Below are 13,432 nucleotides of genomic sequence, written 5' to 3'. Positions count from 1 at the left end.
AAGCTGCTTTCCGCAAACAATGAGGGGCTGGCAGCGCTTTACGCGGCCAGCCGATAAGGGTTACTACATCAACTATAGATTACTTGATCTCCGCCTCGGCACCGGCCTCGACGAGCTGCGCCTTGACACTTTCGGCTTCGGCCTTGGCTACGCCTTCCTTCACGGGCTTCGGCGCGCCGTCAACCAGATCCTTCGCTTCCTTCAGACCAAGACCAGTGATGGCTCGAACCACCTTGATGGTATTAACCTTGTTGGCACCGGCGGCGGTGAGGATAACGTCAAATTCGGTCTGTTCTTCCACAGCGGCCGCACCTTCGCCAGCCGCCGCGCCACCGGCAGGTGCAGCGACCGCGACAGCCGCTGCAGATACGCCGAACTTCTCTTCCATTTCTTTGATGAGTTCAGACAGCTCGAGGACCGTCATACCCGCAATAGCGTCTAAAATTTCCGCTTTGGACAATGCCATGTTACTAACTCCTTCAGTTCAAGTTGATTTTAAGCAGCACGCTGATCGCGAACTGCCGCCAAGGTCCTGACGAAACGGCTCGGGACCTCGTTAAGGGTGCGAACAAAGCCGGCAACCGGGGCCTGCATGGTACCGAGCAATTTGGCCAGCAATTCTTCGCGTGAGGGCATTTTGCTCAATTGTGCGATTGCCGCCGCATCGATCTGCTTACCACTGAGCACACCACCGATAATGACCAGTTTTTCCAAACGCTTTGCATGGTCAGTGAAGAGCTTCGCCAGGGCAACAGGGTCTTCTGCTGCCGCGAATACCAGAGGACCTTTCAGCAAGTGGTCCATCACTGCGAATGGCGTTCCCGCGAGGGCGCGCTTCAACAGCGTGTTCTTCACAACCTGCACATGCACCGACTGCTTTTGTGCTTCTGCCCGGAAAACAGTCATCTGCGCCACCGTCAAACCGCGATACTCCGCTACCACTGTGGCTTGCGCCCTAGTGAGTCTGGTCTGCAAGGTGGCAACGACCTGTTCCTTTTCTGCGAGTTTGAGACTCACGTGAATATCACCTCCTATCTAACCGAGGCGGCCAGAAGATCTGGCGCGCCGTCGCCTACGCAGGGAAAATCATTAAGGCTTACGCCCCCTGCGGTCTTTGTACGCCGGCTTACGCCGACCTTCCCGCCCGGAAACGGAAATCTTTAGCCGAGACCACTCAGATCCACGGCAACGCCAGGACCCATGGTCGGAGAGAGGTTCACCTTACGGATATATATACCTTTACTGGTGGCCGGTTTGGCTTTACGCAAGCTGTCGATCAGCACCAGCAGGTTTTCCTGCAACGCCTTCACCTCAAAGGAAGACTTGCCGATGGTACTGTGCACGATGCCGCCTTTGTCGGCGCGGTAACGCACCTGTCCACCCTTGGCATTGATTACGGCAGTACGAACATCTGCAGTCACCGTCCCGACTTTGGGATTCGGCATCAAACCACGGGGACCCAGCACGGGACCCAGGGTGCCCACCACACGCATGGCATCCGGCGTAGCAATGACCACGTCAAAGTCCATCTGCCCAGCCTTCACCAACTCCGCAAGATCCTCCATACCGACAATATCGGCACCGGCTTCACGCGCTTCGGTCGCTTTATCGGCGGTGGCGAAAACGGCCACCCGCATTTGCTTACCGGTGCCATGGGGCAGCACTACCGCACCACGCACCACCTGGTCCGATTTGCGCGGATCAATACCCAGACCCACCGCCACATCCACCGACTCGTCGAACTTGGTCGTGGCCATCTTCTTGACGAGTTCGAGGGCTTCCTCGATCGCATAACGGTTATTCCGATCCACCATCGCCCTGATGGCAAGTGTGCGTTTGGATTTCGTCGCCATATTTCAGCCCTCCACCGTCAGGCCCATACTGCGGGCAGTACCACGCACGCTGCGCTTTGCCGACTCGATATCCTGCGTATTGAGATCCGGCATTTTCGTTTTGGCGATATCTTCGATCTGCGCTTCCGAAACCTTACCAACCTTTACCGTATTGGGACGCCCGCTGCCCTTTGGCAGGCCCGCAGCCTTCATCAGCAGCACCGCTGCTGGTGGCGTCTTCACCTCGAAAGTGAAGCTTTTATCTGCAAAAACAGTAATAACCACGGGTAACGGCAAACCCGGTTCGACACCCTGGGTCTGGGCATTGAACGCCTTGCAGAATTCCATGATGTTCAGTCCACGCTGACCCAAAGCCGGGCCGATAGGCGGGCTTGGATTGGCTTGCGCAGCCTTTACCTGCAGCTTGATATATCCCGTTATTTTCTTTGCCATAATTTAACTCCTGCGAGGTGCGAACGCCATCAGGCTCCCTCTGTTGAAAACGATCAGGCCTTCTCGACCTGGCCAAAATCCAATTCTACGGGCGTGGAGCGACCAAAGATGGTCACCGAAACCCGTAACTTGCTCTTTTCGAAATTGACTTCCTCGACGACGCCGTTGAAATCCTTGAACGGGCCATCTACGACACGCACCTGCTCACCCGCGTCAAAACTGAATTTCGGACGCGGCTTCTCAACGCCTTCCTTGATGCGGTCCATGATGGCGTTGGTCTCCGCATCACTCAGCGGATGTGGGCGCCCTACAGAGCCGCCGACAAATCCGGTGACCCGTGGTGTGCTCTTGACGAGGTGCCAGGTCACGTCGTCCATTTCCATCTGCACCAAGACATAACCGGGGTAAAACATTCGCTGCGAGCTCGTTTTTTGGCCATTTCGCATTTCCACGACTTCTTCGACGGGAACGAGGATCTCACCAAACTTGTCGGCAAGCCCTTCCCGATTGGCACGCTCGCGGATCTCGCCCTGCACCTTTTTCTCGAAGCCCGAGAACGCATGAACCACATACCAACGCATAGACATTTACGCGACTCCTCCGAGTAGCAGGCGCACGATCCCAAGGAGTGCCATATCCACCAGCCAAAGGAAGATGGCAATTACCGCGATCAGACCAATAATGATGGCCGTACTACGCACGACCTCGGGGCGCGTTGGCCAAACCACCTTCAGCAACTCCACGTATGCTTCCCGAAAAAAGACCAGGAGCGCCTTGCCGTTGTTGCTGGAAGCGAAAAGCCCTGCGGCAATCAACAAAGCGAGAATCAGCGCCACACCAGGGTAATACGTACCGAAGTGGATGGGGATGAGGAAATAGGCGAATACCCCGAGGGCAGCGAGTCCTGCCGCAAAATAGAGCTTCACTTTTTCCGACATGAACACCACACCTTTTTAATAATGGCAGGGCAGGAGGGGCTCGAACCCCCAACCTGCGGTTTTGGAGACCGCTGCTCTACCAATTGAGCTACTGCCCTGCAGACGGCAAACGGCGGACAGTGCCGCCGTTCAACACTACATCATGAAAACTTATTCGACCACCTTGGAGACGACGCCGGCGCCAACGGTACGGCCGCCTTCGCGCACCGCGAAACGCAGACCTTCCTCCATCGCAATCGGCGCAATCAACGCGACCTTGAACAATATATTGTCGCCCGGCATCACCATCTCCACACCTTCCGGCAACTCCACCGCACCCGTCACGTCAGTGGTACGAAAGTAAAACTGCGGGCGGTAACCATTGAAAAACGGCGTGTGTCGACCCCCTTCCTCTTTCGACAACACATATACTTCCGCTTCAAAACGCGTATGCGGCTTGATGCTGCCCGGCTTGGCCAGTACCTGACCACGCTCCACATCATCTTTCTTCGTGCCGCGCAGCAGTACCCCGACGTTGTCTCCGGCCTGCCCCTGATCCAGAATCTTGCGGAACATCTCCACACCAGTGACAATGCTCTTGGCGGTGTTGTGAATGCCGATGATCTCGATCTCATCGCCAATCTTCACAATGCCACGCTCAATACGTCCGGTCACCACCGTGCCACGACCCGAAATCGAAAATACGTCTTCTATCGGCATCAGGAAGGGCTTGTCCACGGGACGCTCGGGCATCGGGATGTAGCTGTCCATCGCATCCGCCAAACGGAAAATCGCAGGCTCCCCTATGTCGCTCTGATCCCCTTCCAGGGCCTTCAGCGCCGAACCGATAATCACCGGAATGTCATCACCGGGAAACTCGTACTTGGACAGAAGTTCGCGCACTTCCATTTCCACCAACTCCAGCAGCTCGGCGTCATCCACCATGTCCGCCTTGTTCAAAAACACGACGATATAGGGAACGCCCACCTGACGGGCAAGCAAAATATGTTCGCGGGTCTGCGGCATCGGACCGTCCGCTGCCGAACACACCAGTATGGCGCCGTCCATCTGCGCCGCTCCGGTAATCATGTTCTTCACATAGTCGGCATGCCCCGGACAGTCTACATGGGCATAGTGACGATTCGCGGTCTCGTATTCTACGTGCGAGGTCGCTATCGTGATCCCTCGCGCCCGCTCTTCCGGCGCATTGTCAATCTGATCATAGGCGCGAATCTCACCGCCAAACTTCGCCGACAACACCTTCGTCAGCGCCGCCGTTAATGTGGTCTTGCCATGGTCCACGTGACCAATCGTTCCCACGTTGACATGCGGCTTCGTCCGCTCAAATTTCCCTTTGGACATCAGACACTCCCCAAGAATACCAGACCCAAGAAAGACCCGAAAATATGGAGCCCACAACCGGATTCGAACCGGTGACCTCTTCCTTACCAAGGAAGTGCTCTACCGACTGAGCTATGTGGGCATGAACACTGGAGCGGGTGATGGGAATCGAACCCACACCATCAGCTTGGAAGGCTGAGGTTCTACCGTTGAACTACACCCGCACAAATCAAAACTTGCCATACTGGCGCCTGCGCCAGGCAGAATGCCATAAAAAAGCTTGGTGGAGGGGGGAGGATTCGAACCTCCGAAGGCAGAGCCGTCAGATTTACAGTCTGATCCCTTTGACCGCTCGGGAACCCCTCCCACGATTAGCGGCGCATTGTGCGGCCTGGGTATTTCTTTGTCAAGCGTCTTTGTCAAGCGGTGCTGGGCCCCGGCACCTTCGGGAACGCACCATCAGCTTGACGAATAATGCGGATTCTGCGCTCTCGGCGCCTTGACATCGTTGCCCATTTACAACATCCTGTAAAAGAATAAGTGAAGTTTTTTGCCAGGCAGCTTCGCCAGGGCTTGAAAGAGGAGGGTTTTGATAATGGAACATATTAAAGGCATCAAAGGCATCACACTACTTGTAGCCATCAGCGGGGGTATTTTCGCCAGTGCAGCCTATGCGGACGGTGGCTATGTGGGTTATGCAGTCAATCACGGCGCCAAGCCTGTTGTCACCAGTCGGGGTATCTGCGTGCGTGGCGGGCGTCCGGTAACGGATGGTCCGGTGCCCGCCTATTGTGCGCCCGCGCCGGTCGCCGTGGCAGCCGCGCCGACACCGCCTCCAGCCCCTGTACCTGCCCCCATCGCGCCTGTTGAGCAGACGATTCTGGTGAGCAAGCCGATCACCATCACCGGTATCAACTTCAAGTTCGATTCGTACAAGCTGCTGGATCATGACATCCGGGTACTGGACGAAGTGGCGAGTTTTGCCAAAAAACATCCCGAGGCCGTACTCGACGTCAATGGATATTGCAGTAAGGTGGGCACCTACGCATACAATCTCAAGCTGTCCAAGCTGCGTGCCCAGAGTGTCGCACAGTACCTGGCCCATCACGGGGTGGCAAGTGATCGCATGGTACTGAAGGGTCACTCCTACGACAATCCGGTCGCCACTAACGCTACCCCCCAAGGCCGCTTCCTGAATCAGCGCGTGGAAATCAATTCCAGCATCAAGGTTCAGAAGACCGTTCAGTAATCTCCTTCCAAATATTGCAGATGCGGGCCAGCCAAGGCCCGCTTTTTTTGCGGCGGCCATGGCGGCGCATGGCATCGTTTCCATGATAGACTAAACGCCATGCGACAGTCCTTCCTTCGTTTTGTGCGAACACTGCATATCACCCGCGTTCTGGTGCGTTACCGCCTGGACGAAGTGCTGTATTTTCTTCCTTTGTTAAAACCATACCAGGCCGTGTTGCGCCTAAATCCCATGACATGGCTGGCGCCGCGGCCCCAGGGCTCCTTTGCCGAACGCCTGCGCGAGGCACTGGAAACACTGGGCCCCACCTTTATCAAACTAGGACAGATGCTTTCAACCCGCCGGGATTTGCTTCCCGACCATATTACTCAGGAGCTTGCGAAACTCCAGGACGCAGTCCCCCCTTTCCCGTCCAACGTCGCCCGGCAGATCATCGAGGCAGCGCTCGGCAAACCGCTGGATGCGATCTTCTCCCGATTTGATGATCAACCCGCCGCGGCGGCGTCCATTGCCCAAGTACACTTCGGGCAATTGCTGGATGGCCGCGAGGTGGCGATCAAGGTCAGACGCCCGGGCCTGCAATGGATCATCGATCAGGATCTGGCCATCCTTGCGCTGCTCGCTGATCTCGCGGAGCGCTATTCTCAGGAAGGCCGGCGCCTGAGGGTGCGTGCCGTTGTCGCGGAATACGCGAAAATCATTCGCGGGGAACTGGATCTGCTACGTGAAGCGGCCAACGCCAGTCAGTTGCGGCGTAATTTTGCTGCCGAACCGGAACTGCTCTATGTGCCGGAAATATACTGGGACTATTGCGCGTCTCCGGTACTGGTGATGGAGCGCATTTATGGTATCCCCATCGGTCAGCGCGAGGCACTTCATGATGCTGGCATTGATTTTGATCAACTCTCGCGGCGCGCTGCGGAGATCTTTTTCCGTCAGGTCTTTCGTGACGCGTATTTTCACGCGGACATGCATCCTGGCAATATTTTTATCGATCCGAAAAACGGGCGCTTTATCGCGGTGGATTTTGGCATCATGGGCAGCTTGGATGATGCGAGCCAGCATTACCTTGCAGAAAACATGGTTGCGTTTTTCCGACGCGACTATCGGCGCGTGGCAGAAGCCCATGTGGAAGCCGGATGGGTCCCAGCGGACACCAATGTGCAGGATTTTGAAACCGCCATCCGTGCCATTGCGGAGCCGGTGTTTGAAAAACCGCTGAATGAAATATCCGTTGCCAGCCTGTTGCTGCGGCTCTTTCAGACTACGCGCGCCTTTCATATGCAAACCCAGCCTCAACTCCTGCTGCTCCAAAAAACGCTGGTCAATGTCGAGGGCATCGCCCGTGATTTCAACCCGGCACTCAACATCTGGGAAGTGGCCACACCGCTTCTGACAGAATGGCTCAGCCGTCAGCGCGGTCCGCAGGGTTGGTGGTCCGAGCTGAAACGATACTTCCCCCAGTGGGGATTGGTTCTGCCGGAAATGCCGGTACTACTCCATAACATCCTGCGCCAGACCCAGCAGGGTGAACTGCCCTTGGTGATCCGTAGCAACGACATCCAGGGTATTCGGCAGGAACTGCACAGTGGTTTGCAAAAACTTACCTATAGCGTAGGCGGCACGTTTATTGTGGTAGGCTTGGGCATTATTGCGGCGCTGGAGCACCGGCTGGATAGCCCGGTACTTCATTTGCCGGTGTGGGCTTGGCTGATTATCCTGCCGACGGCCCTCTGGGCAGGGACCAGATGGGTACGCAGCATATTTATCCGTCGCGACTAAGGTAGGCGGAGGTCCGTTACAACAGATACACCGGGCTAGGGAAAGGAGGGTGTCATGTGGATGGTCGTTTCATTTTTGATAGCGGCGCTGGCTGTCATTTTCGCGGTTCAGAACGGGGCACCCGCCACCATTCATTTCTTCTCGTGGACGTTTGCACAGTCCCAGGGGGTGGTCCTGCTTAGTGGTTTTGTCGCCGGTTTTATTGCGAGTATGCTGATTTATCTCCCCACACATATCCGTAACAAGCTGAAGATCCGCCGCCATGAACGACGCGAGGTCGACCTTGAAGGGCAACTCAACGCGGAACGGGGCAAACGGGAGTACTTCGAAAAGGAACATGCAGCCGCCATGCGCGTCCAGAAAGGCAACAGCACGGCGACCGGCAACACGGGAAGAAGCGCGGACTGAAGGTGACTAGTCGCGCGTCATGGTGCAACTACCGTCTTTTCCCTAACAGCAGCCACCTCCCGGTACTCTGGGTGTACTTGCGCTAAAGTCGCCAGGTTACGGCTGGCTTGAACATTGCCAAGCGCTGCTGCTTTGCGCCACCAGAGGCTGGCCTGGCCATAGTCCTGCGGCACCCCCTGCCCCAGGAAATAGAGATTGCCCAGGTTGTACTGAGCGGCGGGAATACCCTGCGCTGCCGCCTTCTTCCACCAGTAAGCTGCTTTGGCTTCATCCTTGTTCACGCCCTGGCCGAAATAATACTGCATGCCAAGGTTGTATTCCGCTTTGGCATAGCCATGGAGGGCAGCCTTGTTGAACCAATGTGCAGCCAAGCTATAATTTTGCGGAACCCCGTCACCCAATGCACAACGAGTACCTATCGTATTCTCGAGCCTGGCCGTGGTGAGATCGGCAGAGTGAGCGCCAGCCACATCTTGGGGGGCTACACCGGTTGCGGTATGCGCATCCGCCCAAGGCGCGGAAAGCGCCAAAAATACTGCCCCACAGACAGCAGGAAGGAATCGTTTACTGAAATCGTGATAATTGCGCATAGAAACTCCTAGCTGATTGCCCATACCTTACAGATAGCGAGGTTACACCAAAAACCTCGCGCATAACCAGAAGTTTTTCAGGCGTATGCCGAACGGGAATTGCGGACTGGCCACACCCGGCGCTCTCCCCCCCGCGCAGGCGCCGCATATCAGGCGCGTCAAGCAGACATATGAGCGTCGATCCAGGACTCCGCCGCGTACCAGTCCGCCTGACAGTCGCCTCCCACAAAACTGCGCGCCTCGGCAAGATAGTAGGCACGTTCGGCAATCATGCGCTGGCGATCCGCAGCAGAGACCTGTGGAGACTTTGAACGTCCGGCAGCCCGGGGCTTCTTGGGCACGGCGACCGCATCCCGCGCCGTCGCGCGCGGCGCCACCTTGGGATCCGCTGAAACTTCCCTGGGCTTTGCGACCCGTTTTTTAGGTTGCTCTTCCGCCATGGCTACCCTCCTGAAGGACATGAAAAAAACGCTCTAGTAAGAAATAGCACATGGCGGCAGGGTTTTCAAAGTCCGGGCAAGTCTTCTTTCCATTTTGTGGGATAGAATGAAAGCCATCGACGTGCCATCAGCGACCGGCCTGCAACATCTCCGCAGACCGCCACCTCTGCGCGAGTTTATCCAGGACGGCGTTGACGAAGCGATGGCCTTGCTCACCACCAAAGTCTTTGTCCAGTTCTATGGCTTCATTGATGATCACCCGGTATGGCGTTTGCGGATAGTCCCGCAATTCGCAGGCCGCCAGACGCAGGATCGCCCGTTCGACCTCGCTGACCTCATCGGCCCAGCGACGGTCCTGAACTTCCTCGGCGATGGCAGGGTCCAGTTCGGAGATTGCGGCACAGACCCCTTGCCAGAGGCTTTTAAAGAAAGCGACATCGGCGCCCTGCAGGCGCTCCGGATCGGAGGTAAATTGCAACTCGATCTCCGCACAATGGCCCGGATTCATCTGCCACTGGTAGAGCGCCTGAACCGCAGCTTGACGCGCCAGACGACGGCGACTGATTTTCATCGAGTGCTATTCAGATCTGACGCAACAACTGCACCATTTCCAGTGCAGTCATGGCCGCATCGAAGCCCTTGTTGCCCGCTTTGGTTCCGGCGCGCTCAATGGCCTGCTCAATGCTGTCCGTGGTCAGCACCCCAAAAATCACCGGCACTCCCGTGTCCATGGATACCTGCGCCACCCCCTTGGACACTTCGGCCGCGACATAATCAAAATGTGGGGTACCGCCGCGAATCACTGCGCCCAGACAAAGCACGGCGTCATAATTACCGCTACGCGCCAGCTTCTGTGCGATCAGCGGCATCTCATAAGCACCCGGGACATGAACGACATGAAGCTGTTCTTCTTTTGCACCGTGACGGCGCAACGCGTCGATGGCACCCTGCTCCAACTGCTGGGTGATAAAGCTGTTGAAACGGCTGACCAACAGGGCAAAGCGATGCTCACCGGCCTGCAGACTGCCTTCGATATGACGAATCATGACTCATCCTCGGGAACTTCCAGAAAGGGACGCTGGCCGACGATCTCCAGACCGAAGCCGCCGATACCACGGTATTGAAACTGACTGTCGCTGAGGACCACCGCCTGATGCACCCCCAGATCAGAGAGAATCTGGGCGCCGATGCCAAAGGTGCGCAGAACCCGTCCGGCGTCACCCGCCTGACCGGGCCCCTTGGGCTTTTCAGGCAATGCGGCGATCTCGCGCAGGAGTTCTTCGACACTCTCCTGATGGTGGAGATAGACCAGCACGCCACGACCTTCTGCAGCGATCCGCCGCAAGGCGATGACATTCGGGCTGGCTTCACCGGCGAAGAGATCATTCAGCGTCTTGCCAACCTGTACCCTTACCAGTACGGGTTCATCACGCGCTTCCAGGTCGCCAAGAACCAGGGCAAAATGCGTTTCACGGGCGACCCAGTCACGATAAACGTGGAGTTCGAAGTCGCCACATGGGGTATGCCACGGGCCGCTCGCCTCCCGCTGTACGATCCGCTCCCGTTCCAGGCGATAGCGGATCAGGTCGGCAATGGTGCCAATTTTGAGGCCATGTTCCGCAGCATAGGGGAGCAGGTCGGGCAAACGCGCCATTTCGCCGTCGACATTGAGAATTTCGCAGATGACACCGGCGGGTTTGCAGCCAGCCAGCCGTGCAAGGTCGACCGCTGCTTCGGTATGACCGGCGCGAACCAGTACGCCCCCGGGTTCTGCGGCCAGAGGGAAAATGTGACCGGGCATCACGATATCCTCCGGGCCTGCCTCGTCTGCAATGGCCGCCCGAATCGTCACCGCGCGGTCAGCAGCGGAAATGCCCGTGGTGACACCGCGGGCAGCCTCAATCGACACCGTGAACGCGGTGCCCAGGCTGGCAGTGTTATGCCCTACCATCTGCGGGAGGCGCAATCGCTCGCAACGCTCGCGGGTGAGCGGCAGGCACACCAGACCACGCCCCTGCGAAACCATGAAATTGATGGCGGCGGGCGTCACAAACTCCGCCGCCATGATCAGATCACCTTCGTTTTCACGCCCCTCGTCGTCCATCAGAATCACCATCCGACCGGCAGCGATGTCGGCGATGATCTCCTCTGCGGAACTTATACTGGCACTGCTCATACCGGAAACCCTTTTGCGGCGAGTGAATCGCGATCGACTGCTGATTTTAACCCGGACCCGGGGCCTGTGGCCACCCAGCGTTCCAGATAGCGTGCAATGAGGTCCACCTCCAGATTGACGGACTGCCCCGGCCGCCACTGCGCGGCCGTCGTCTGCGCCAGGGTGTGGGGGATGAGATTGAGCATGAACAGGTCGCCTCGAAGCGCGTTGACGGTCAGGCTGATACCGTCCACACAGACGCTGCCTTTGGCGGCAACATAGCGTAGCAGGTCCGGAGGTGCGGCGATGGCAAATACCTGCGAGCGTCCCGAGGCGCTCACTTCGCGAATCTGTCCGACACCGTCCACATGGCCAGCGACCAGATGCCCTCCCAGGCGATCTGCCAGTCGCAGGGCCTTTTCCAGATTGACCGGACTGCCCACCTGAAGACGTCCAAGAATGGTTTTATTGAGGGTTTCGCGGGAGACATCGACGGCGAAGGCGTCGCGCTGGACTTCCACCACCGTCAGGCAGGCGCCGGAAACCGCAATGCTGTCGCCCAACCCGACATCTGCGAGATCCAGTCTTCCGGCGGCAACGATCATCCGCAGGTCGCCATCCCGTGCCTGCATCCCGCGAATCTGGCCCAAGGCCTGAATGATACCGGTAAACATCGCCTATCGCTCCTGTGGACGCAATGTCCACTTGATATCGTTGCCCAATCGGGAGCTTTGGATCACCGACCAGCGCGGCACCTCCGCGAGATCCGAATAGGGGCCGGTGGCGAGCACTGGCCGTGCATCCAGCCCGAGCAGCAGCGGGGCCACATAAAGCAGCCATTCGTCGATCAGGCCAGCGGCGAACAGGGAAGCAGCGACGCCAGGCCCCGCTTCGACCAGCACCTCGTTGATCTGCCGCTCTGCCAGCATGCCCATCACTTCCTGCCAGTCCAGTCCCTGTACCGTGCCGCGACAGAACAGCAACTCCGCACCGGCAGCGCATAGCGCCGCCCGGGCGGCAACAGGAGCATCCTGCCCATGAAAAATCCATACCGCACCAGGTGTACCAAAAAGCGCCGCATCCGGCGGCGTGCGCAGATGGCTGTCCATGATGACTTTCACCGGATAGCGCCGCAGGGGAGCTTCCAGGCGTGGTGCGAGGCGCGGATTATCGGCCAGCACCGTGCCGATGCCGACAAGGATGGCACTGGCGCGCGCCCGCTCCTGCTGCACATCCGCACGCGCCGCCTCCCCCGTCAGCCATTGGCTTCGCCCGTTGGCGAGCGCCACCCGGCCATCCAGACTCATGGCCTGCTTGAGCCGCAGCCAGGGGCGGCCGTGGCGCATCCGTCGCAGAAATCCAGGATTCAAGGCTTCTGCCGCCGCTTCCAGGCAACCCTCCTCGGCCACCACGCCGGCGGCGCGCAGACGTTCCACGCCGCGCCCCGCCACCAGAGGGTTGGGGTCGCGCATGGCAATCACCACCCGCGCGATACCCGCGGCAATCAGCGCATCTGCACAGGGCGGCGTACGGCCATAGTGACTGCAAGGCTCCAGAGTCACATAAGCCGTAGCGCCGCGCGCAGCAGCACCCGCCTCCTTCAGCGCGAGAACCTCCGCATGCGGCTCACCGGCTTGCAGATGAGCACCCCGCCCGATGACGCGTCCATCTTTCACCAGAACAGCCCCAACACAGGGATTGGGGTGCGCGCTGTACAGGCCCTGTTCCGCAAGCACCAGAGCCTCACTCATGAAGGCAAGATCCTGCTCAGTCGCCACGATTCAGATCGTCTCCCCCGTCGGGGACCTCCGCCTCCTTCATCCGCGCAATCTCCACGCTGAACGCATCGACGTCCTCAAAGCGCCGGTAAACAGAGGCAAAACGCACATAGGCGACGGGATCGAGGTCACGCAGGGCCTCCATCACCAGTTCGCCGATGAGGCGCGCCGGGATCTCCCGCTCACCACGTTCGCGGATACGGCGCTGGATCATCCGCACGGCGGCATCCACCCGCGCGGTGGCTACCGGTCTCTTGCTCAATGCCCGGGTCAGACCCCGCTGGAGCTTCTCTTCATTGAAGGATTCACGCCGCCCGTCGGTCTTGACAACCACAGGCAACGCCAGTTCCGCGCGTTCAAAGGTAGTGAAGCGTTGCCCGCATTGGGGACATTCACGCCGCCGTCGTACACTTCCACCGTCATCCGCAAGGCGGGAATCCACCACACGGGTATCCGCATAGGCACAGAACGGGCAGTGCACGAATAC

At 58.3% G+C, this 13,432-nt stretch carries 18 protein-coding genes and 4 tRNA genes; 3 read left to right on the top strand and 19 right to left on the bottom strand.

Annotated elements, in window-relative coordinates:
* Positions 1-79 precede the first annotated feature (79 nt).
* The 11 genes from rplL to AFE_RS01455 all read right to left on the bottom strand — a co-directional run bounded on the left by rplL (position 80) and on the right by AFE_RS01455 (position 4,909).
* Positions 80-466 carry a 50S ribosomal protein L7/L12 gene (gene rplL / locus AFE_RS01505; RefSeq protein ID WP_009568779.1) on the bottom strand — a complete coding sequence of 129 codons (387 nt, stop codon included), beginning with the start codon at positions 464-466 and terminating at the stop codon, positions 80-82.
* 29 nt (positions 467-495) lie between these two features.
* The gene (gene rplJ / locus AFE_RS01500) at positions 496-1,017 is read right to left on the bottom strand and encodes a 50S ribosomal protein L10 (protein WP_009568780.1); all 522 of its coding nucleotides are present in this window, start codon (positions 1,015-1,017) and stop codon (positions 496-498) included.
* A 143-nt stretch (positions 1,018-1,160) separates the two neighbouring features.
* Positions 1,161-1,853 (bottom strand): 50S ribosomal protein L1, encoded by a 693-nt coding sequence (rplA, locus tag AFE_RS01495; RefSeq protein WP_012536081.1) that lies wholly within the window; start codon positions 1,851-1,853, stop codon positions 1,161-1,163.
* 3 nt (positions 1,854-1,856) lie between these two features.
* On the bottom strand, positions 1,857-2,285 hold the full coding sequence (gene rplK / locus AFE_RS01490) for a 50S ribosomal protein L11 (protein WP_012536080.1): 429 nt from the start codon (positions 2,283-2,285) through the stop codon (positions 1,857-1,859).
* A 53-nt stretch (positions 2,286-2,338) separates the two neighbouring features.
* The gene (gene nusG, locus AFE_RS01485; RefSeq protein ID WP_012536079.1) at positions 2,339-2,872 is read right to left on the bottom strand and encodes a transcription termination/antitermination protein NusG; all 534 of its coding nucleotides are present in this window, start codon (positions 2,870-2,872) and stop codon (positions 2,339-2,341) included.
* Positions 2,873-3,223 (bottom strand): preprotein translocase subunit SecE, encoded by a 351-nt coding sequence (gene secE / locus AFE_RS01480; protein ID WP_009560851.1) that lies wholly within the window; start codon positions 3,221-3,223, stop codon positions 2,873-2,875.
* Positions 3,224-3,245: 22 nt separating this feature from the next.
* Positions 3,246-3,321, bottom strand: a tRNA-Trp gene (locus AFE_RS01475).
* Positions 3,322-3,373: 52 nt separating this feature from the next.
* Entirely contained in the window at positions 3,374-4,564 is a 1,191-nt protein-coding gene (gene tuf, locus AFE_RS01470) for an elongation factor Tu (protein ID WP_009566505.1), read from the bottom strand.
* 45 nt (positions 4,565-4,609) lie between these two features.
* Positions 4,610-4,685: transfer RNA gene (locus AFE_RS01465), tRNA-Thr, on the bottom strand.
* 8 nt (positions 4,686-4,693) lie between these two features.
* Positions 4,694-4,767 (bottom strand) — tRNA-Gly (locus tag AFE_RS01460).
* A 57-nt stretch (positions 4,768-4,824) separates the two neighbouring features.
* A tRNA-Tyr gene (locus AFE_RS01455) sits at positions 4,825-4,909 on the bottom strand.
* 229 nt (positions 4,910-5,138) lie between these two features.
* Here AFE_RS01455 and AFE_RS01450 point away from each other — a divergent pair.
* The 3 genes from AFE_RS01450 to AFE_RS01440 all read left to right on the top strand — a co-directional run bounded on the left by AFE_RS01450 (position 5,139) and on the right by AFE_RS01440 (position 7,982).
* Entirely contained in the window at positions 5,139-5,792 is a 654-nt protein-coding gene (locus tag AFE_RS01450; RefSeq protein ID WP_009567335.1) for an OmpA family protein, read from the top strand.
* A 99-nt stretch (positions 5,793-5,891) separates the two neighbouring features.
* Positions 5,892-7,574, top strand: coding sequence for a ubiquinone biosynthesis regulatory protein kinase UbiB (gene ubiB / locus AFE_RS01445; RefSeq protein WP_012536078.1), 1,683 nt, complete (start codon positions 5,892-5,894; stop codon positions 7,572-7,574).
* Between the two features lie 54 nt (positions 7,575-7,628).
* A complete protein-coding gene (locus tag AFE_RS01440) occupies positions 7,629-7,982 on the top strand; it encodes a LapA family protein (protein WP_012536077.1) in 354 nt (117 codons plus the stop codon).
* A gap of 17 nt (positions 7,983-7,999) precedes the next feature.
* Here AFE_RS01440 and AFE_RS01435 read toward each other — a convergent pair whose 3' ends face one another.
* From AFE_RS01435 to nrdR, 8 genes are all read right to left on the bottom strand, one after another.
* Positions 8,000-8,572 (bottom strand): tetratricopeptide repeat protein, encoded by a 573-nt coding sequence (locus AFE_RS01435; RefSeq protein WP_012536076.1) that lies wholly within the window; start codon positions 8,570-8,572, stop codon positions 8,000-8,002.
* Between the two features lie 158 nt (positions 8,573-8,730).
* Positions 8,731-9,012 (bottom strand): DUF2934 domain-containing protein, encoded by a 282-nt coding sequence (locus tag AFE_RS01430; RefSeq protein WP_012536075.1) that lies wholly within the window; start codon positions 9,010-9,012, stop codon positions 8,731-8,733.
* A 127-nt stretch (positions 9,013-9,139) separates the two neighbouring features.
* Positions 9,140-9,583 (bottom strand): transcription antitermination factor NusB, encoded by a 444-nt coding sequence (gene nusB / locus AFE_RS01425; RefSeq protein WP_012536074.1) that lies wholly within the window; start codon positions 9,581-9,583, stop codon positions 9,140-9,142.
* A 10-nt stretch (positions 9,584-9,593) separates the two neighbouring features.
* Positions 9,594-10,058, bottom strand: a complete 465-nt coding sequence (ribH, locus tag AFE_RS01420; protein ID WP_009568607.1) for a 6,7-dimethyl-8-ribityllumazine synthase — start codon at positions 10,056-10,058, stop codon at positions 9,594-9,596.
* Complete coding sequence (gene ribB / locus AFE_RS01415; RefSeq protein WP_012536073.1) at positions 10,055-11,188, bottom strand: 3,4-dihydroxy-2-butanone-4-phosphate synthase; 1,134 nt, start codon at positions 11,186-11,188, stop codon at positions 10,055-10,057. Before ribB ends, ribH begins: the two co-directional genes overlap by 4 nt.
* Complete coding sequence (locus AFE_RS01410) at positions 11,185-11,841, bottom strand: riboflavin synthase (protein ID WP_009560911.1); 657 nt, start codon at positions 11,839-11,841, stop codon at positions 11,185-11,187. The genes ribB and AFE_RS01410 overlap by 4 nt, the downstream gene beginning before the upstream one ends.
* 3 nt (positions 11,842-11,844) lie before the next feature.
* A complete protein-coding gene (ribD, locus tag AFE_RS01405; protein ID WP_012606537.1) occupies positions 11,845-12,945 on the bottom strand; it encodes a bifunctional diaminohydroxyphosphoribosylaminopyrimidine deaminase/5-amino-6-(5-phosphoribosylamino)uracil reductase RibD in 1,101 nt (366 codons plus the stop codon).
* Entirely contained in the window at positions 12,935-13,426 is a 492-nt protein-coding gene (gene nrdR, locus AFE_RS01400; protein ID WP_012536071.1) for a transcriptional regulator NrdR, read from the bottom strand. Before nrdR ends, ribD begins: the two co-directional genes overlap by 11 nt.
* Positions 13,427-13,432: the final 6 nt, after the last annotated feature.

The organism is Acidithiobacillus ferrooxidans ATCC 23270, from assembly GCF_000021485.1.
Taxonomy (GTDB): domain Bacteria; phylum Pseudomonadota; class Gammaproteobacteria; order Acidithiobacillales; family Acidithiobacillaceae; genus Acidithiobacillus; species Acidithiobacillus ferrooxidans.
The sequence above is the reverse complement of the archived record's forward strand: the minus strand, read 5'-3'. Positions and strand labels throughout refer to the sequence as shown.